16 protein-coding genes and 1 tRNA gene are annotated in these 17,967 nt (G+C 62.1%); 11 read left to right on the top strand and 6 right to left on the bottom strand.

What is annotated here, in order from left to right:
* The gene (locus ACTJJ6_RS13705) at positions 1-552 is read right to left on the bottom strand and encodes a cysteine hydrolase family protein (RefSeq protein ID WP_016929556.1); all 552 of its coding nucleotides are present in this window, start codon (positions 550-552) and stop codon (positions 1-3) included.
* Positions 553-652: 100 nt separating this feature from the next.
* Positions 653-2,041: an amidohydrolase family protein gene (locus tag ACTJJ6_RS13700; protein ID WP_049299608.1), complete on the bottom strand. Its 1,389-nt coding sequence runs from the start codon at positions 2,039-2,041 to the stop codon at positions 653-655.
* Positions 2,042-2,246: 205 nt separating this feature from the next.
* Between ACTJJ6_RS13700 and ACTJJ6_RS13695 the strand changes: the two genes are divergently transcribed.
* Complete coding sequence (locus ACTJJ6_RS13695) at positions 2,247-2,867, top strand: nucleotidyltransferase domain-containing protein (protein ID WP_016929554.1); 621 nt, start codon at positions 2,247-2,249, stop codon at positions 2,865-2,867.
* Positions 2,818-3,258, top strand: a complete 441-nt coding sequence (locus tag ACTJJ6_RS13690) for a hypothetical protein (RefSeq protein ID WP_033639069.1) — start codon at positions 2,818-2,820, stop codon at positions 3,256-3,258. Before ACTJJ6_RS13695 ends, ACTJJ6_RS13690 begins: the two co-directional genes overlap by 50 nt.
* A 6-nt stretch (positions 3,259-3,264) precedes the next feature.
* Here the strand turns inward: ACTJJ6_RS13690 and ACTJJ6_RS13685 are convergent, their stop codons facing one another.
* A complete protein-coding gene (locus ACTJJ6_RS13685) occupies positions 3,265-4,119 on the bottom strand; it encodes a LysR family transcriptional regulator (RefSeq protein ID WP_164052286.1) in 855 nt (284 codons plus the stop codon).
* Positions 4,120-4,245: 126 nt separating this feature from the next.
* On the opposite strand from ACTJJ6_RS13685, the gene ACTJJ6_RS13680 reads away from it, so the two are divergent.
* The 5 genes from ACTJJ6_RS13680 to ACTJJ6_RS13660 all read left to right on the top strand — a co-directional run bounded on the left by ACTJJ6_RS13680 (position 4,246) and on the right by ACTJJ6_RS13660 (position 8,413).
* Positions 4,246-5,445, top strand: a complete 1,200-nt coding sequence (locus tag ACTJJ6_RS13680; protein WP_049299607.1) for a cyanate transporter — start codon at positions 4,246-4,248, stop codon at positions 5,443-5,445.
* Between the two features lie 75 nt (positions 5,446-5,520).
* On the top strand, positions 5,521-6,864 hold the full coding sequence (locus ACTJJ6_RS13675) for an esterase-like activity of phytase family protein (protein WP_193843177.1): 1,344 nt from the start codon (positions 5,521-5,523) through the stop codon (positions 6,862-6,864).
* A gap of 97 nt (positions 6,865-6,961) precedes the next feature.
* Positions 6,962-7,056: transfer RNA gene (locus tag ACTJJ6_RS13670), tRNA-Sec, on the top strand.
* Positions 7,057-7,143: 87 nt separating this feature from the next.
* Positions 7,144-7,656, top strand: a complete 513-nt coding sequence (locus ACTJJ6_RS13665; protein WP_282475651.1) for an Mpo1 family 2-hydroxy fatty acid dioxygenase — start codon at positions 7,144-7,146, stop codon at positions 7,654-7,656.
* Position 7,657: 1 nt separating this feature from the next.
* A complete protein-coding gene (locus ACTJJ6_RS13660) occupies positions 7,658-8,413 on the top strand; it encodes a nucleotidyltransferase domain-containing protein (RefSeq protein ID WP_440804159.1) in 756 nt (251 codons plus the stop codon).
* 20 nt (positions 8,414-8,433) lie between these two features.
* On the opposite strand, the gene ACTJJ6_RS13655 is transcribed toward ACTJJ6_RS13660, so the two are convergent.
* Positions 8,434-9,534 carry an alkene reductase gene (locus tag ACTJJ6_RS13655; protein ID WP_004934091.1) on the bottom strand — a complete coding sequence of 367 codons (1,101 nt, stop codon included), beginning with the start codon at positions 9,532-9,534 and terminating at the stop codon, positions 8,434-8,436.
* Positions 9,535-9,898: 364 nt separating this feature from the next.
* On the opposite strand from ACTJJ6_RS13655, the gene ACTJJ6_RS13650 reads away from it, so the two are divergent.
* Positions 9,899-11,065, top strand: coding sequence for an MFS transporter (locus ACTJJ6_RS13650; RefSeq protein WP_004934092.1), 1,167 nt, complete (start codon positions 9,899-9,901; stop codon positions 11,063-11,065).
* Positions 11,066-11,097: 32 nt separating this feature from the next.
* Here ACTJJ6_RS13650 and ACTJJ6_RS13645 read toward each other — a convergent pair whose 3' ends face one another.
* Positions 11,098-11,847 carry an NAD-dependent epimerase/dehydratase family protein gene (locus tag ACTJJ6_RS13645; protein WP_004934095.1) on the bottom strand — a complete coding sequence of 250 codons (750 nt, stop codon included), beginning with the start codon at positions 11,845-11,847 and terminating at the stop codon, positions 11,098-11,100.
* A gap of 659 nt (positions 11,848-12,506) precedes the next feature.
* On the opposite strand from ACTJJ6_RS13645, the gene bglF reads away from it, so the two are divergent.
* The 3 genes from bglF to ACTJJ6_RS13630 all read left to right on the top strand — a co-directional run bounded on the left by bglF (position 12,507) and on the right by ACTJJ6_RS13630 (position 17,308).
* Positions 12,507-14,369: a PTS beta-glucoside transporter subunit IIABC gene (bglF, locus tag ACTJJ6_RS13640; RefSeq protein ID WP_440804156.1), complete on the top strand. Its 1,863-nt coding sequence runs from the start codon at positions 12,507-12,509 to the stop codon at positions 14,367-14,369.
* 14 nt (positions 14,370-14,383) lie between these two features.
* Positions 14,384-15,787 carry a glycoside hydrolase family 1 protein gene (locus tag ACTJJ6_RS13635; RefSeq protein ID WP_440804153.1) on the top strand — a complete coding sequence of 468 codons (1,404 nt, stop codon included), beginning with the start codon at positions 14,384-14,386 and terminating at the stop codon, positions 15,785-15,787.
* Between the two features lie 150 nt (positions 15,788-15,937).
* Positions 15,938-17,308 (top strand): carbohydrate porin, encoded by a 1,371-nt coding sequence (locus ACTJJ6_RS13630; protein WP_369803993.1) that lies wholly within the window; start codon positions 15,938-15,940, stop codon positions 17,306-17,308.
* Here the strand turns inward: ACTJJ6_RS13630 and ACTJJ6_RS13625 are convergent, their stop codons facing one another.
* Positions 17,309-17,908, bottom strand: coding sequence for an HD domain-containing protein (locus tag ACTJJ6_RS13625; protein ID WP_016929535.1), 600 nt, complete (start codon positions 17,906-17,908; stop codon positions 17,309-17,311).
* Positions 17,909-17,967 lie beyond the last annotated feature (59 nt).

The following is a 17,967-nucleotide window of genomic DNA, read 5'->3' as shown; positions in this document are numbered from 1 at the left end:
TTACTCCTGTGCGAGTTGCGCCAGCGCCTCATCCACGCTGGCGATGCGGGCGAAACGATCGACCAGTACGGTTTCAGTATGCCGCTTCAACTGCGCGGGGGTAAAGACTTCGCCGTCGGGATGGCGCATCGGGAAGGTCAGCGTCGCCTCGGTGACGAAAGTCACCCGATAACCGAGATCGGACGCCACCCGGGTGGTGGTTTCGCAGCACTGTTCGGTGCGGATGCCGGAGACGATCAGGTGGGTGATGTCCCGCTCGCGCAGCCAGGCGTCGAGGCCGGATTCGGTCAGCGCATTGTGCACATGCTTATGCACGGTGACATCCGCCTGGTGGGTGAGGAACGGCAGACGCTGCACGTGGCCTGAAGCCAGTGAGAACGGCCCCTGCGGCGAGACGTGCAGCACGTCGACCAGCGCCGCGCCGCGTTGTCGGCAGCCCGCGATCAGGCGGGTCAGAGCCTGTTGAAACGCCGGCAGATCGTCCTCCTGCCAGAATGGACGGTGCTGGAATGATTGCTGGACATCGATGATCAATAACGCGCTCTGTGACATTTTCGGCCCTCTGCCAGTGTGTGTAGCGACCATCTTGCGCCGCGCCTTACTCGGACAGAAGGCCAAAAACGGCCATCATGATGACAACAGCGGACCGACCTTAGGCTTTGCTCACCTGACCGGCCACCAGGCGCCCCCGATGGAAGGTGGCGCTGCGCGCCGGCAGACGGGCGACCGCCTCGGCGGAACAGCTGGCGTTGACCAGCACGAACTCGGCGGCGTCGCCGGCTTTCGGCCAGGCGCGCTGCCCCTTATCGTCCAGCGGCAGCACGCCGCCGGTGGAGATGGCCATGGCGCGCGACAGGTGATACTCGTCGGAGCCGCGGTACAGCTGGGCGTACAGGTTGGCCTTCTCCAGGATGTCGCCGGTGCCGAACGGCGACCAGTGATCGATTACGCTGTCGGTGCCGGTCATCACGAACACCCCTTTCTCGCTGAGCTGCGGCAACGGCATCATCAGGCCGCCGATCGGCACCGTGGAGGCGATGGTGATCTGCTGCGCCGCCAGCCGGGTGGCGGTTTCCGCCAGTTCGCCCGGCGTCAGCGTGGTCAGGGCGAAAGCGTGGCTGATGGTGACCTTGCCGCGCAGCGCCGGGTTTTTCTCCACGGTGGCGATCATGTAGTTGATGGCGGCGACCCCGGCCGGGCTGGTTTCATGCAGGTGGATATCCACGCCTTTGCCGGTATCGAGGGCGATCTGGAACATGGCGTCGAGCGATTTCTCCATCGCGCCGTCGACGTTGGTCGGATCCAGCCCGCCGACGTACTGCACGCCCATCTGCATCGCTTCGCGCATCAGCGCGTCGACCTTGGAGTGCAACAGGCCGTGCTGCGGGAAGGCGACGATTTCACAGCTGAAGTCCGCCCGGTGGTTTTCCAGCGCGCGCTGCAGGTGCTCCAGGCTTTTCAGGCCGCTGACCGGATCGATATTGCAGTGGCTGCGCGCCACGGTGCTGCCTTTGGACTGCAGCAGGGCAATCAGGTTTTCCGCCCGCTGCTGCGAGGTGGGCAGCAGTTTCGGGATCAGCGTCTGCTCCAGCGCGATCATGTCCATGATGGTTTTGCCCTGGCGCGGGCGCGGCGCCTGCCACGGGCCGCTGTAGAAGGTTTTGTCCAGGTGGATGTGCATATCGCGGAACGCCGGCAGCAGCAGCTGGCCCTGCGCCTTATAGCGGGGCACGCCGGCGGGCAACGCGGCGTTGGCGGCGTGAATGGCGGCGATCTTGCCGTCTTTGATCTCCAGTGTGTACAGCGCGGTGCGGGTGCCGATCACCGTTTCGCCGTCGTATTCAAAGCCGTCTTCCAGCCGCACCTCACTCAGGCAGTAGTGGCGATCGGTCAGGGTCATCGGCGTTGGCGCACACGGCTCGCCGCCAGGCGAAGCGGCCTGCGCCATGCCGCCTGTCAGGCCGATCACCGCGCAGGCGGTGGTGAGTTTGCCGGTTTGGCTGAGGAAGGCTCTGCGGCCCGGTTGCTGAGGGTTTTCCACGTTCGGTTCCTTAATCCAGAGGTGAGGGGTGAAAACATCCTCCAATTTAGGAGAGGAACCGGCCGGTTGGCAGCGACATTTGCCACTGGTGACTATTCGATTTGGTAATGACCGGCGTGCGCCGGGGCAAGGATTTTCCTGGCTTGCTCTTTCGTAGCTTTAATGGCTACATTTGTAGCCATTAAAGCTACATGAGGTTAGCGTTATGCACGATCCGATGCTCGAGTTGCTGTTCAGCGAATACCGTAGAAAAGTGCTAAGCCTGCTGTTTATTGAAGCCGGGCGTGCGTTTCATGTGCGAGAAATTGCGCGGCGCACCGCAACTCAGGCCGGCACTTTACATAAAGAGTTGAGCAGGTTGGCGGAGAGCGGCATCTTGCTCAGGCAGCGGCAGGGCAACCAAATTTGCTATCAGGCCAACGCCGATTGCCTGATTTTCCCTGAGCTGGCGGCGATTTTCCGCAAGGTTTGCGGGCCGGCGGAGTGCTTAAGGCAGACATTGGCAGCGTTTGGCGAAGCTATTGAACGCGCTTTTATTTTTGGTTCTGTCGCCAGTGGCAAAGCGACGGCGGCCAGTGATATCGATGTTCTGATTGTCGGCAAACTGTCTTTTGCGGAGGTGATTCAGGCGGTTTACCCGCTGCAGGCAACGCTGGGTCGGGAAATTAACCCCAAACTGTACTCGCCAGAAGAGTGGCGAGCGGCTTTGGCCGAGAACTCCGCGTTTATACAGGACATTATGCAGAAACCCCAACTTTGGATTGCGGGAGACAAGGATGACGCTGGACAATCTGGTCGGGCTGGGACTGGAGGTGATAACGCCTGACGCGGGGGCGATTAAAAAATTACTGGCCGCCGCCGCTCGCAATCGACGCGATGCGGGTATCACTCAGCTCAGCAATGAGAGCCGTTTCGACACGGCATATAAAGCGGTCATGCAAATGGCGAATGCCGCTTTGCAAGCCAAAGGATACCGCACGCTGACCAGCAAACCCGGCCATCACCAGATCATGATCCAATCGTTGCCGCTCACCGTAGGGCTGCCGCGAGAGGAAATGATCTGCCTGGATGCATTGCGAAAACAGCGCAACGTGGCGGATTATTCCGGCGACTTGGTGACGGACGCGGCGGTACAGGCTTGCCTTGAGCAGACAGAAGCGCTGTGGGTACGGATTATCGACTGGCTGCAGCACGAACATCCGCAGATAGTGGCGTAAGCTGCCTTACTTCAGCCCGCAAAACACCGTTAGCCGCTGGGCCAGCGCCAGCGTGGCGGCAGGGGCGCCGTCGCGGTAGTAGAGCGCCAGTTCGAAGCTGTCTATCGGCGGCAATCCTTCGGCTCCGCCCAGCACCCGGTGCGTCGGCAAACGGCAGCCGGCCGGCAGCAGGGTGACGCCCAGCCCGGCGGCCGAAGCGGCGGTCAGCGCCGCCAGGCTGGCGCTGCTGTAGCCGATGCGCCAGCGTTTGCCGAGGTTGTCGAGCGCCTGGCACAGCTCGTCGCGGTACAGGCCGTTCAGTGGAAATACCGCCAGCGGCACCGGCGATTGCTCGATGGCCGGGAAGGCCAGGCTGTCCAGCCACAGCAGCGGTTCCGGCCGCGCGGCGCGCGGCGGTTGCTGGCGGCGCTGTTTCACCAGGATCAGATCCAGCTCTTCACGCGCGTAGGCGCTGTGCAGATCGGCGCTCAGGCCGCTGGCGACGTCCAGCCGCAGGTGCGGGTGCTCGCGGCTGAAGTCGGCCAGCAGTTCGGTGGTGGGCACGGCGAAATCCTCCGGCATGCCGATCCGCAGCACGCCGTCGCGCCAGATGCCGGTCAGCGCGTCATGGGCTTCTTCATTCAGCGCGATAATGCGGCGCGCGTAGCTCAACAGCTTGACGCCTTCTTCGGTCAGCAGCACCTGGTGCGAGGAACGCTCAAACAGCGGCTTGCCCAGCATCTCTTCCAGCCGGCGCACCTGCTGGCTGACGGTGGACTGCGACAAAAACACCCGCTCTGCGGCGCGGGTGAAGCTGTTGCTGTCGCACACGGCGACGAAGCTGAGCAGCAGCTGCGGATTGAACATCGGGTAGCGATTCATTTTCCCACTGTTGGCTATTTTATTATTTAATTTCCCAATACTAGCGGCGTTGCCTACAGTAACGCAACGCTGCGGCGATCGCGCTGTGACGCCGCACTCTTCATTTCGCAGTACCAGGAATATGCCGTGTTAAATCATTCTGTTAATTCACCTTCCCCGCGCCGCTGGCTCAACCCTTTGTTGCTGGCGCTGGTGTTGATCGGCCTGAACATGCGGCCGCTGTTGACCTCGATCGGCCCGTTGCTGCCGACGCTGCGTCAGGCCACCGGGCTGAGCTTTGGCGGCGCGGCGCTGCTGACCACGCTGCCGGTGCTGATGATGGGGCTGATGGCGCTGGCGGGCGGCGCCATCAATCGGCTGTTCAGCGAACGCAGCGCCGTGACGTTGAGCCTGCTGGCGATCGGGCTGGGCGCGCTTTGGCGCGAACTGGCCCCCGGCAGCGTGCAACTGCTGATGAGCGCGGTGCTGGGCGGGCTTGGTATCGGGGTGATCCAGGCGGTGATGCCCGGCATCATCAAGCATCACTTCCTGAAAAGCATGGCGCTGGTGGCCGGGCTGTGGTCGGCGGCGCTGATGGGCGGCGGCGGGCTGGGGGCGGCGATCACCCCGTGGCTGATGAGCGCGGGGCACGACTGGCACAGCGCGCTGGCCTGGTGGGCGTTGCCGGCCCTGGTGGCGCTAGTGGCCTGGTGGCCGGTCAGTCGGGGGCTGTCTCGCCTGGGCGCGGCGGGAGAACACCGCGGCCCAAGCCTGCTGCGCAACCGGCGCGCCTGGCTGCTCGGCGCCTATTTCGGCCTGATCAACGGCGGCTATACCAGCCTGATCGCCTGGCTGCCGCCGTATTACATGCAGCTTGGCTGGCAGCCGCAGGCCAGCGGTTCGCTGCTGGCGCTGATGACCTTCGGCCAGGTATTGGGCGCGTTGCTGCTGCCGGCGCTGGCGCGCAATCATGACCGGCGGCCGCTGCTGCTGCTGGCCTTGATGATGCAACTGATCGGCTTTATCGGCCTGATTTACCTGCCGCAAACGCTGCCGTGGCTGTGGGTGTTGGTTTCCGGGCTGGGGCTGGGCGGCGCGTTCCCGCTGTGCCTGGTGCTGGCGCTCGATCACCTGCACCAGCCGGCGGCGGCAGGGCGGCTGGTGGCCTTTATGCAGGGCGTCGGTTTTCTGCTGGCGGGCGTCACGCCCTACCTCTCCGGCCTGCTGCGCGACTACAGCGGCGGCTTCGTGCTGGACTGGCAAATCCATGCGCTGCTGGTGGTGGTGCTGATCGCTATTACCTGGCGCTTCCACCCGCACAGCTACCGGCGGGCGTTCGCCGAATAATATTTCTGTCATTGCCGCTCCCTATAGTGACGTTGCTTTTACTTCTGGGCGATAACAACGAAAAGGGACAATGACATGCACAACACCAAAACCCGGCTGGCGCTGCTGGTCGGCTGCATGGCGCTGAGCGCCAACCTGTGGGCCGAGGCGCAGCCGGTGCAGGCGACGCTGGCCGGGCATGCGCTGCTGCCGGTAAAATCCGCCGTTGCCACACCGAAGGACGCGCCGAGCGATCTGCAGCAGAGCGGCAAATACACCAGCGGCAAACGCGTCACCGAGCTGGGCAGCGTGGCGGGCAAATCCGCCGATCGCCTGACCGGGATCGGCCTGCCGATCAACGGCCAGCCGCTGCAGGGCCACTCCGGCATCAAACACATGCCCGACGGCACCTACTGGGTGCTGACCGACAACGGTTTCGGCAGCAAGGCCAACTCCCCGGACGCTATGCTGTACCTCAACCACTACAAGATCGATTTCAAAGACGGCACGGTTGCGCCGCTGAAGACAGTGTTCCTGCACGATCCGGATAAAAAGGTGCCGTTCCACATCATCAACGAGAGCACCGAGCAGCGCTATCTGACCGGCAGCGATTTCGATCCGGAAAGCTTCCAGTTTGCCGACGATGCCTTGTGGATCGGTGAAGAGTTTGGGCCTTACCTGATCAAGGCCGACCTGAACGGCAAAGTGCTGGCGGTGTTCGACACCCAGGTGGATGGCAAAGTAGTGAAATCGCCGGACAACCCGACGCTGACCCTGCCGGGCGCGCCGGACGGCAAGCAAAACTTCCAGGTGGCGCGTTCCAAGGGCTTTGAAGGCATGGCCGCCTCGCCGGACGGCAGCAAGCTGTACCCGCTGCTGGAAGGGGCGTTGTGGGACGGCGAGCAGTTCGAGAACGTCGGCGGCAAACGCTACCTGCGGGTGCTGGAGTTCGACGTCAAACGGCAGGCCTGGACCGGCCGCAGCTGGCAGTACGTGCTGGAAGACAACCAGAACGCCATCGGCGACTTCAACATGATCGACGCCACCCACGGGCTGGTGATCGAGCGCGACAACGGCGAAGGCACGCCGGACAAAGCCTGCGCCGCCGGTGCGCCGACCGACAACTGCTTCAGCCAGGTAGCCAAGTTTAAGCGAGTGTATAAAATCGCTTTCTCGGACGCCAACGTCGGTAAACCGGTCGAGAAACTGGGTTATATCGACCTGATGAACATTCAGGATCCGAACAAGCTGGCGCGCAAGCCGCTGAACGACGGCGTGCTGACCTTCCCGTTCTTCACCATCGAGAACGTGGACGTGGTGGACGACAACCACATCATCGTCGGCAACGACAACAACTTCCCGTTCTCCTCCAGCCGCCAGCCTAATATGGCGGATGACAACGAGTTCATCCTGCTGGACGTGAAGGATTTTCTGAAGTAGCGCTCCCCGGCCGCCGAATCGCCGGCGGCCGCCATTTCCCGCTTAGCGCAGCGAACAAACTGCGCTATAATCAGCGCCTTGCTTCCCTCTTCTCCAAGGAAGATCCTCGTCCCCGGTGGGGCGGCCGGACTTCAAATCCGGTTGGGGCCGCCAGCGGTCCTGGGCAGGTTCGACTCCTGTGATCTTCCGCCAATCCCTGACCATTTTCCTATGCTGAACGATACGGCTATCTTTAATGCAATGAGCAAGCTCGGCCGTGCGCGTCATTCGGAGGTCAACATGCGAAGTCTGGAAGATCACCTTGCCGCTTATGCCGCCTATCACCGCGATGCGCGCAATATCGCCACGCATTTTATCGGTATCCCGCTGATCGTCATCAGCCTGCTGGCGCTGCTCTCCCGGCCGGCGTGGGGCGCGGGAGGGCTGCCATTTTCGCCGGCCTGCGCGGCGGTTATCGTCTCGGCGCTCTATTACCTGCGGCTGAACCTGCGCCTTGGCATCATGATGCTGGCGTTGCTGCTGCTGTGCCTCGTGTTCGGCGCCTGGGTGGCGTCGCTGTCGACGGCGGCGTGGCTGAGCGTCGGCATCGGCGGCTTCGTCATCGGCTGGCTGTTTCAGTTTGTCGGGCACTTTTGGGAGGGGCGAAAACCGGCGTTTATGGACGACGTGACGGGCCTTATCATCGGCCCGCTGTTCGTGCTGGCGGAAGCCTGCTTCCTGGCCGGCGGGCTGCGCGAACTGCAGCGGAACATCGAACTGCGCGCGGGCAAAGTGCGCAATGGGAGGGGATGAGGTGGCGTTGATTCCCACGGTGACGGCATTTCCGCTGCAGCAGGCTTTTATCCCGCTGCTGGAGGCGCTGACGGCGGGGCTGCCGCGCCAATTCCCGGCGCTCATCCACAGCATTTACCTCTACGGCAGCGTCGCGCGCGGCGAAGCCCTTCCCGGCGTGTCCGATCTGGACATCACGCTGCTGCTCATCAAGCCGGCCGATAGCGGGGCGTTGCAGCGCCTTGAAGCGTGGCGGCAAGCCTTTCAGCTGGAGCAGCGGATCGTGAGCAAGGTCGACTTTGACATCGGCAGCGTTGATGAAGCGTTGGCGCCGGAGCATCACGATTCCTGGGGATTTTGGCTGAAGCATCACTGCCGATGCCTGTGGGGCGAAGACGTGTCCGCCGCTTTTTCGCTGTTTCGTCCCGATCGGCGCATCGCGCTGGCGGTCAATGCTGATTTACGGCCCGCGTTGGCGCGCTATCGGGAGCAACTGCTGCAGGCAAGGACGGTATCGGATGAGAGGCGCTTAAAGCGCGAAGCGGCCAGGACGCTGATCCGCGCCACCAATATGTTGCGCGCCGAGGGGAGCCCGTTCTGGCCGATAACGCTAACCGACTATGCCGATCAGCTGTTGGCGCTTTATGCAGAGCAGCGCGATGAAATGGACTATTGGTTAGCGCACGCGGCAGGGGAGGCGAATGACGCGGATTTTAGCGACAAAATGATGCAATTTCTTGACTGGATCGAAACACAGAAAAAAATAACGCCGGCTTGAGCCGGCGTTGTCGGCGATCGTTACCCGATCGCCGGGTAATCGGTGTAGCCTTCCCGGCTGCCGCCGAAGAATTTCTCTTTGATGGGGGCATTCAGCGCCAGCCCGTGTTGCAAACGGTGAGGCAGATCCGGGTTGGCGATGAACGGACGGCCGAAGCCGATCAGATCCGCCCAGCCTTTGGCCAGCGCTTCTTCAGCGCGTTCACGCGTGTATTTGCCCGAGTAAATCAGCGTGCCGCGGAAAATCAGGCGCAGTGATTCTTTGAACGCCGCCGGCATCACCGGGGCGTCATCCCAGTCCGCTTCGGCGATGTGAATGTAAGCGGCGCCGATATCGTTCAGCACGCTGGCCGCCGCCAGATAGGTGGCTTCCGGGGTGTCGTCCTGCGAGCCCATCAGGGTGGTCAGCGGCGCCAGACGCACGCCCAGTTTCTCTTTGCCGATGGCGTCCGCTACCGCCTGCGCCACTTCCCGCAGGAAACGCAGGCGGTTTTGCAGTGAACCGCCGTATTCGTCGTCGCGCTGATTCTCCCGCGAGTCGATAAACTGATTGATCAGATAGCCATTCGCGCCGTGCAGCTCTACGCCGTCGAAACCGGCGGCGATGGCGTTGCGGGCCGCCTGGGCGTAGTCGTTGACGATCGCCGGAATTTCTTCCCGCGTTAAGGCGCGCGGTGCGGAGTGTTGCACCATTTCACCCACGCCATGTTCCGGCCCGCGGCCTTCGACATCCACGAACACCTTGACCCCGTCGGCCTGGATGGCGGAGGAGGAGACCGGCGCGGCGTGGCCAGGCTGTAGAATGGTATGCGACACGCGGCCGACGTGCCAAAGCTGCGCGAAGATCTTGCCGCCGGCCTGATGTACGGCGTCGGTGACTTTTTTCCAACCGGCGATGTGTTCCGGGGTGTAAATGCCGGGCGTCCAGGCATAACCCTGGCCTTGCTGGCTAATCTGCGTGCCTTCGCTGACGATCAGCCCGGCGCTGGCGCGCTGGGCATAATATTCAGCCATCATGTCGGTGGCGACGTCGCCGGCGCCGGCCCGAGAGCGGGTCATGGGCGGCATGACGATGCGATTGTTCAGCGATAAACCGTTTAAAGAATACGAGTCAAAAAGCATGGCGCTTCCCTCTGTGTGAATGGGGCCGTAGGGCATTGATGTTTTACTGAGGCCATTATATTTCGTCGTTTAATTCTAAAAACGCGCACAATAACAAAACACTTTTGCTCTGTGTTCAATAGTTGCGGTAGCCGCCGGCTTGCCGCAGGTGGCGGGAATGAACCCGATGTGCGCTCGGGCGACGGCGGCTATTGCCTGTCGGCGCGTGGTTGAGATAGAGTCGGCTGCTGTTTTTCCCCACGATTTTTAACAAAATCGCAAAAGTCTTTTAGCCTCCCGCCTGCTTATCTTTGGTGTGATCAATGTCATACTTTTGGCATCTTAACTTTCCCGCGCTTCGGCAGCGGTTAACCGGAGTTGTTGAATGAAAATTAACTTTCCCTTATTAGCCCTGGCGGTGGGGGCGTTCGGCATCGGCACGACCGAGTTTTCCCCGATGGGGTTGCTGCCGACCATCGCTAAAGGGGTGGACGTCTCCATCCCGATGGCCGGCATGTTGATCAGCGCCTACGCCGTCGGCGTGATGGTCGGCGCACCGCTGATGACGTTGCTGCTTTCTCACCGGGCACGCAGAAGCGCGCTGATCTTCCTGATGGCGATCTTTACTCTGGGTAACGTGCTGTCGGCGGTTGCGCCTGACTACACCACCCTGATGCTGTCGCGCATCATCACCAGCCTGAACCACGGCGCGTTCTTTGGCCTCGGATCGGTGGTGGCCGCCAGCGTGGTGCCGAAGGAGAAACAGGCCAGCGCCGTGGCGACCATGTTTATGGGCCTGACCATCGCCAATATCGGCGGGGTGCCCGCCGCGACCTGGCTGGGTGAAACCATCGGCTGGCGCATGTCGTTCCTGGCGACGGCCGGGCTGGGCGTGATCGCCATGCTGGGGCTGTGGTTCTCGTTGCCGCAAGGCAGCGCCGGCGCGCGCCCTGATGTGAAACGCGAGCTGTCGGTATTGGTGCGCCCGCAGGTGCTGTCCGCCTTGCTGACGACCGTGCTGGGCGCGGGCGCGATGTTCACGCTCTATACCTATATCTCGCCGGTGTTGCAGCACATCACCGATGCGACACCGCTGTTCGTGACGTCCATGCTGGTGTTGATCGGCGTCGGTTTCTCCATCGGCAACTACCTCGGCGGCAAGTTCGCCGACCGCTCCGAAAGCGCGACGCTGAAAGGTTTCCTGTTGCTGCTGGTGGTCATTATGCTGGTGATCCCGTTCCTGGCGCGCAGTGAAATCGGCGCTGCGGTCAGCATGGTGATTTGGGGCGCGGCGACCTTTGCCGTGGTGCCGCCGCTGCAGATGCGCGTGATGCGTGTCGCCAGCGAAGCGCCGGGCCTGTCGTCCTCGGTCAACATCGGCGCCTTTAACCTGGGCAATGCGCTGGGCGCCGCCGCCGGTGGCGCGGTAGTCTCCGCCGGGCTGGGATACAGCTTCGTGCCGGTGATGGGGGCGATTATTGCCGGATTGGCGCTGTTGCTGGTGCTGTTCACCCACCGTCAGGCCGAAAAAGTGGCCTACGCCAACGGTTAAACGATAACGTGCGGCGGGGTTCCCCGCCGCGCTCACTCAAAGCCGAGCAGGCTGAACGCATCGTCCTGCGGGGCGTAGCCGAGCAGGCGACGGGTCTCTTCCAGCGACAAACGCGTATAGCGGTTATTGGAAACCCCGTGCACCACCGCATATTGCACCCCGTCGACACGAATGCAGCGCTCCAGCAGATCGGCGGCGTCGCGATGGCTGAGAAACGCGCTCATGTCGCGGGCGCTGAGCCGATCGCCCGGGCTGAGGGTGGTGAAGTTGGCGATGCGCACCGACAGGGCGGAAAGCCCTTCCTGATGGGCGAAGTAGGCGGCGATGCCTTCGCCGAACGCCTTGCTGGCGCCGTACAGGTTTTTCGGTTTCGGCGCGTCATCCGGGCGGATTTGGTAATCGAGCGGATAGCCTTCCACTGCCTGTGCGCTGCTGGCGAACACCACCCGGCGGCAGCCGGCGTCTTTCGCCGCGCGGAAAATATTGAAAGTGCCGAGAATGTTGTTGTCCATCAACGAACCGCAAAAGTCGGCATCGGGGGAGGGATCGGCGGCCAGATGCAACACGGTGTCGATATTGGCGCAGGCCGCGCGGCAGGCGTCGAGATCGGCGATGTTGAAGCTGATGACTTCGTCGCCGGGCTGCAGATCGCGCAGCAGGCTGACATCCCTTTCCGCCAACCGCAGCGCGTAGCGATCGCCCATCGCCTGGCGAAACGCCGTGGCTACCCGGCCGCCGGCGCCGGTGATCAGAATCCGTCCCAACTCAGTCCGCAACGTCATGGTCGCTGTCATCCTTACAATCGATTACGCGTTGACCAGTAATAATCGCCCGCGTGACTTTTGTCCAGTCGTTTTAATTAGTCATTCTGATGTTTCTTTCACCATCGTCAATTGCGCATGGTGATTTTTGCGCGGGTGAATATCGTGGAATGTTAACGATGTGCAATCAAGTTTGGCGATCTATTTGCCTTATGGATTGCCGATTGTGACTAAAAAGCGGGGATTGACAGTGGATGGACGAGCGCTTTGCTTTCGCCTGACAGTGAATTATTAGGTTAGTTAATCTTATGTTTTTTCCTGAAGCGGGCGATATTCCGCCCCCTCTCTATTCCGCCTGCGCGATATATCACTGCTGTGCTGAAGCCGATAGAAGGCGACAGGCCTTATTTGATACCTCAGGTCGGTTTTGCCCGCCCGATCACAGTTCGGCAATTTGCCGACGCAAAGCCTTGCCCCGGCAAAATCCGCGGTGTTAACGTCATAACTCAACCGATTTAGGGTTGTTACTGCTACGGCAGGCAAAACCTAAACCTCGCGTTTCTGTTCCCCGATGGGGCAGAGGCCGCGAGGTTTAGGTTTTTTTTTGCGCCGAATTTCGCCTCAGCGCCAGGCCAGCGCGGGGCGGGGAGCGGCAGAACGCGAAGTCTAAGGATAACAGTATGAAATATGACACATTAGCCAGTGAGATTTTGGCCGGCGTCGGTGGCCGCGACAATGTGAAAAGCCTGGTGCACTGCGCCACCCGCCTGCGTTTCAAGCTGCGTGACGACACTCGCGCCAACGCGGCAGCGCTGAAGAAAAACCCCGGCGTCATCATGGTGGTGGAGAGCGGCGGCCAGTTCCAGGTGGTGGTAGGCAACCACGTGGCGGAGGTGTTCGACGCGGTTAACCGCGTTGGCGGATTGGCCGAAGGCGCGCCGAGCGACGACGCGGGCGGCAAAAAAGACAACCTGCTCAGCCGCTTTATCGATCTGGTGTCCGGCATTTTTACCCCGCTGCTCGGGGTGATGGCCGCTTCGGGGATCCTGAAAGGCTTCCTGGCGCTGAGCCTGGCCTGCGGCTGGCTGCTGGAGAGCGGCGGCTCCTTCAAAATGCTGTTCGCCGCCAGCGACGCGCTGTTCTACTTCTTCCCGATCATGCTCGGCTACACCGCCGGAAAAAAATTCGGCGGCAACCCCTTCGTCACCATGGCGATCGGCGGCGCGTTGACGCATCCGCTGATGATGGCGGCCTTCGAAGCGGCGCAGCAGCCGGGCGCGGTGCGCGAGTATTTCTTCGGCATTCCGCTGACCTTCATCAACTACAGCTCGTCGGTGATCCCGATCATCTTTGCGGCCTGGGTGTCCTGCCGCCTGGAGCCGCTGTTTAACCGGGTGATCCACAGCGCGCTGCGCAATTTCATCACGCCGCTGCTGTGCCTGTCGATCACCGTGCCGTTGACCTTCCTGCTGATCGGCCCGGCGGCGACCTGGCTCAGCCACCTGCTGGCCAACGGCTATCAGAGCATTTACGCCTTTAACCCGATCATCGCCGGCGCCTTTATGGGGGCGATGTGGCAGGTGTGCGTGATCTTCGGCCTGCACTGGGGATTGGTGCCGTTGATGATCAATAACCTGAGCGTGCTGGGGCGCGACACCATGGTGCCGCTGCTGCTGCCGGCGGTGATGGGGCAGGTCGGCGCCACGCTGGGCGTGATGCTGCGCACCCGCGATGCCAAGCTGCGGGCGCTGTCCGCTTCGGCCATTGGCGCCGGGATTTTCGGCATCACTGAACCGGCGGTGTACGGCGTTACGCTGCCGAACAAACGCCCGTTCATCTTCGGCTGCATTGGCGGCGCGCTGGGCGGTGCGGTGATCGGCTACTTCCATACCTCGGTCTACTCGTTCGGCCTGGTGAGCATATTCACCTTCGCGCAGATTATCCCCGGCGGCGGCATCGACGCCACGGTATGGGGCGCGATCGGCGGCACCCTGCTGTCGTTCGTGTTCGCCGCGCTGGCCAGCTACCTGTTCGGCGTCGCGCCGGCGGAAGAGACGGCGCAGCCTGAAGCCGCCGCGCGGCTTAACCGCAAACAGGCCATTCTCAGCCCGATTGCCGGCGACATCGTGCCGCTGGAGCAGGTGAACGACGCGACCTTCGCCAGCGGCCTGCTGGGGAAAGGCGTGGCGATCGCGCCGCAGCAGGGGCGGGTGGTGGCGCCGGTGAGCGGCAGCGTGGCGTCGCTGTTCAAAACCAAACACGCCATCGGCATCGAATCGGACGACGGCGCGGAGATTCTCATCCACGTCGGCATCGATACCGTGAAGCTCGACGGGGCGCATTTCACCGCCCACGTGCGGGAAGGCGAGCGGGTCGCCCCGGGCGATCTGCTGATCGAGTTCGACCAGGCGGCGATCCATGCCGCCGGCTATGACACCACCACGCCGATCATCATCAGCAACAGCGATGATTACGTGGACGTGTTGACCAGCGGCCTGTCTCCGGTGCAGGAACAGGCGCCGCTGCTGACTTTATTACGTTAATTGAGGAGCAAGCGATGAACGGCAAGTTTCCGCAACATTTTCTGTGGGGCGGCGCGGTAGCGGCGAACCAGGTTGAAGGCGCGTATCAGGCCGACGGCAAGGGGCTGTCGACCTCCGATCTGCAGCCGCAGGGCATCTTCGGCGCCATCACGCCGCGCACGGCGGGCGACAGCGGCATCAAGGACGTGGCGATCGATTTCTATCATCGTTACCCGGAGGATATCGCGCTGTTCGCCGAGATGGGTTTCAAGTGCCTGCGCACCTCGATCGCCTGGACGCGCATTTTCCCGCAGGGCGATGAAGAGACGCCGAACGAAGCCGGGCTGGCGTTTTACGATCGGCTGTTCGACGAGATGGCGAAGTACGGCATTCAGCCGCTGATCACGCTGTCGCACTATGAAATGCCTTACGGCCTGGTGAAGCGCTACGGCGGCTGGGGCGATCGCCGCACCATCGATTTCTTCGAGCGCTACGCGCGCACCGTGTTTGAACGCTACAAGCACAAGGTCAAACACTGGCTGACCTTCAACGAGATCAACATGTCGCTGCACGCGCCTTTCACCGGCGTCGGCCTGCCGCCGGAGAGCGACAAGAGCGCCATCTATCAGGCGATCCACCATCAGTTGGTGGCCAGCGCCAAAGCGGTGAAGGCCTGCCACGAGATCGTGCCGGAGGGCAAAATCGGCAACATGCTGCTGGGCGGCATTCTGTATCCGCTGAGCTGCAAGCCGGAAGATCTGCTGGAAACCCAGCGGCAAAACCGCGACTGGCTGTTCTTCGGCGATGTGCAGGCGCGCGGCTATTACCCGGCCTATATGCAGCGCTTCTTCCGTGAAAACGGCATTCAGGTGGCGATCACCGAGGAAGATCGGCGAACGCTGCGCGAAACCATCGATTTCATCTCGTTCAGCTACTACATGAGCGGCTGCGTCACCGCCGACCCGGAGCAGCATGAGACGGCGCGCGGCAACATTCTCGATATGGTGCCGAACCCGCATCTGGCCAGCTCGGAGTGGGGATGGCAAATCGACCCGATCGGGCTGCGCTACCTGCTCAACGTGCTGTACGACCGCTATCAGAAGCCGCTGTTCATCGTCGAGAACGGGCTGGGCGCCAAAGATCGCGTCGAGGCCGACGGCAGCATCAACGACGACTACCGCATCAACTACCTCAATGACCACCTGGTGCAGGTGGCGGAAGCGATCGACGACGGCGTCGAGGTGATGGGTTACACCAGCTGGGGGCCGATCGATCTGGTCAGCGCTTCGAAGGCCGAAATGTCGAAGCGCTACGGCTTCATTCACGTCGACAGGGACGATGCCGGCAACGGCAGCCTCGAGCGCCGCCGCAAGAAGAGTTTCTACTGGTACCGCGATGTGATCCACAGCAACGGCGCCAGCCTGAAAGACCGACGCTAACCCTTCAGCCCGGCGGCAAGCGCCGGGCGTTAACTAACGTTATTCGCTGCTGTTCATGATGGGAAATTCTCTCCCAGGGAATGCTGTTGCCCGCAGTCAGCCGTTATGCGGAGAAATATAATAATGATGAAAAGCTTATTACCTCGTTCCATGACCCTGGCGGCGCTGGCGTTGCTCTGTAGCCAGGCGCAGGCGGAAACGCTGCAAACCGGCAAGGACGTCGAAGCCCCCACCGCCAAATGGGAAGGGGTGGCGCTCGGCTTTGAGCCGCCGCAGCCCGGGCTGTTGGGGGATATGCTGGGGATCAGGCCGATCCTGGAGGATCACGGCTTCCACTATAATCTCGGCTACCTCAGCCAGCTGTCGTATAACGCCGGCGGCGGTTACAACCACGATAAACAGGCGTCGTATATCGACCAGTTTTCGCTGACCTTCAGCCAGGATTTGCAGGCGCTGACCGGCATTCCGGACGCGGCGATCGAAGGCAATATCGTCAACCGCAACCATGACAACAACCTGACCCGCGATCGCTTGCAGGATCCGCGCGTCGGCCTGACCGATCTGTCGCAGGAGAGCTTTGGCGGGCAGTCGATCACCCGGCTGGGTTGGTTGACCTTCAGCCGCTCCTTCCTCGATCGCCGGCTGCAGTGGCGCATCGGCATGATGAACAAGGTGCAGGATTTCGATCAGATTATCCCCTGCGATTTTCAGACGCTGACGCTGTGCGGCGGCAAGTCCGCCAACTCGTTGACCTGGTACAACTGGAACGTGCATTACTGGGGCACGACGCTGCAGTACAAACTGACCGACGGCCTGACGCTCAAGGGCGGCGTGATGGAACAGAACCCGAGCGCCCCCAGCCGCAGCCACGCCTGGAGCTGGTCCACCAAGGGCAGCAAAGGCTTCCTGTTGCCGATGGAGCTGGAGCTGAAAACCCACGCCGTCAACCAGCTGCCGGGGGTGTATAACCTGGGCGTGCTGTTCACCAACGCGCGCCAGAGCGATCTTTATGAAGGGGTGTCCGGCGGGCCGGGCGCCAGCGATCCGCAGGGCTATCGCAGCCACGATCGCACCTGGTTCCTGTATACCGGTTTCAACCAGCAGGTGACGCGCCATGCGGACGACGTCAACCGCGGTCTGAGCGTGTTTTACAGCCTGGGGCTGGGGGATCAGCGCAGCAACTACCTGCACTGGTCAACCTCGACCGGCATCCGCTATCGCGGTCTGTTCGATGCGCGGCCGGACGACTGGCTGGGGCTCGGCGTCTCGGTGGTGAAACTGAGCGACCGCTACAAAGACAATCAGCGTTATCTCAACCAGATGAGCGGCATCAGCGATTATCACGATCCGAATTACCGGCCGGTGCCGGGCCACTCGGTGACGGCGGAGCTCTATTATCGCGTTAACGTCACGCCGTGGCTGCAGCTGCAGCCGGGCCTGCAATACTGGCATCACCCGGCGGGCGTCAGCGAGACGCAGGACGCCTGGGTGACGGCGTTGAAAACGGTGGTGACCTTCTGATCAGGCCGCGTCGCTCTCGCGGTAGCGCCGGCGGGCGTGCTCAAACCAGCTGGCGGGCACGTTGTGCGGCGGCTGCTGCAACCTGAGCAGCCCTTGTTCAACGATATGGCTGGCCTGGCGCCACAGCGTCGGGTCGCCTTCGGTCAGCACCTCCAGCAGGCGCTGTTTCTCGATCAGGTAGGTCTGGGCGAAGTGGCTGTCGTAGTCCAGCAGCGAGCGGGTGTTATCGATAAGATCCGCCAGCTTGATGGTTTTGGCCTGCGGCGACGCGCCGGCGCTGTGGCGCCGATCGCGGTTTTTGCGCTCGAAGCGGTTGCCGTCCTCGGCGCGGCTGACGTTGGTCAACATCCGCACCAGTTCCGCCACTTTTGGCCCAAAGTGGCTGTCGATATCGCCGAGGGTGGTGGGCGTGTCTTCCACCGTGTCATGCAGCCAGGCGGCCGCCAGCATCTCTTCGGTGTGCGGCACGCTGCGCACCAGCTCCATGACCGCCTGCGGGTGGACGATGTATGGATCGTCGGTGTATTTGCGGCGCTGATCGATGGCCGCATGCGCCTTGGTGGCGTAGCGGCGCGCGCGTTCTGCAAGCGTATTCGTCATTTCCTTTCCCTCCGAGCATCCTCTGCATAAAAAAAAGTAGCATATCTCACAAGAAATAG

It is taken from the genome of Serratia sp. 22278 (assembly GCF_052045405.1).
Lineage (GTDB): Bacteria > Pseudomonadota > Gammaproteobacteria > Enterobacterales > Enterobacteriaceae > Serratia > Serratia marcescens.
Note: the sequence above shows the minus strand (reverse complement) of the source record. Positions and strands in the feature narration are given on the sequence as shown.

Excerpts from the sequence above, each read along its gene's own strand:
- ACTJJ6_RS13705 (WP_016929556.1), bottom strand. The coding sequence starts at position 552 with ATGTCACAGAGCGCGTTATTGATCATCGATGTCCAGCAATCATTCCAG.
- ACTJJ6_RS13695 (WP_016929554.1), top strand. The coding sequence starts at position 2,247 with ATGCACGATCCGATGCTCGAGTTGCTGTTCAGCGAATACCGTAGAAAA.
- ACTJJ6_RS13690 (WP_033639069.1), top strand. The coding sequence starts at position 2,818 with ATGACGCTGGACAATCTGGTCGGGCTGGGACTGGAGGTGATAACGCCT.
- ACTJJ6_RS13685 (WP_164052286.1), bottom strand. The coding sequence starts at position 4,119 with ATGAATCGCTACCCGATGTTCAATCCGCAGCTGCTGCTCAGCTTCGTC.
- ACTJJ6_RS13675 (WP_193843177.1), top strand. The coding sequence starts at position 5,521 with ATGCACAACACCAAAACCCGGCTGGCGCTGCTGGTCGGCTGCATGGCG.
- ACTJJ6_RS13665 (WP_282475651.1), top strand. The coding sequence starts at position 7,144 with ATGCGAAGTCTGGAAGATCACCTTGCCGCTTATGCCGCCTATCACCGC.
- ACTJJ6_RS13655 (WP_004934091.1), bottom strand. The coding sequence starts at position 9,534 with ATGCTTTTTGACTCGTATTCTTTAAACGGTTTATCGCTGAACAATCGC.
- ACTJJ6_RS13650 (WP_004934092.1), top strand. The coding sequence starts at position 9,899 with ATGAAAATTAACTTTCCCTTATTAGCCCTGGCGGTGGGGGCGTTCGGC.
- ACTJJ6_RS13645 (WP_004934095.1), bottom strand. The coding sequence starts at position 11,847 with ATGACGTTGCGGACTGAGTTGGGACGGATTCTGATCACCGGCGCCGGC.
- bglF (WP_440804156.1), top strand. The coding sequence starts at position 12,507 with ATGAAATATGACACATTAGCCAGTGAGATTTTGGCCGGCGTCGGTGGC.
- ACTJJ6_RS13635 (WP_440804153.1), top strand. The coding sequence starts at position 14,384 with ATGAACGGCAAGTTTCCGCAACATTTTCTGTGGGGCGGCGCGGTAGCG.
- ACTJJ6_RS13630 (WP_369803993.1), top strand. The coding sequence starts at position 15,938 with ATGACCCTGGCGGCGCTGGCGTTGCTCTGTAGCCAGGCGCAGGCGGAA.
- ACTJJ6_RS13625 (WP_016929535.1), bottom strand. The coding sequence starts at position 17,908 with ATGACGAATACGCTTGCAGAACGCGCGCGCCGCTACGCCACCAAGGCG.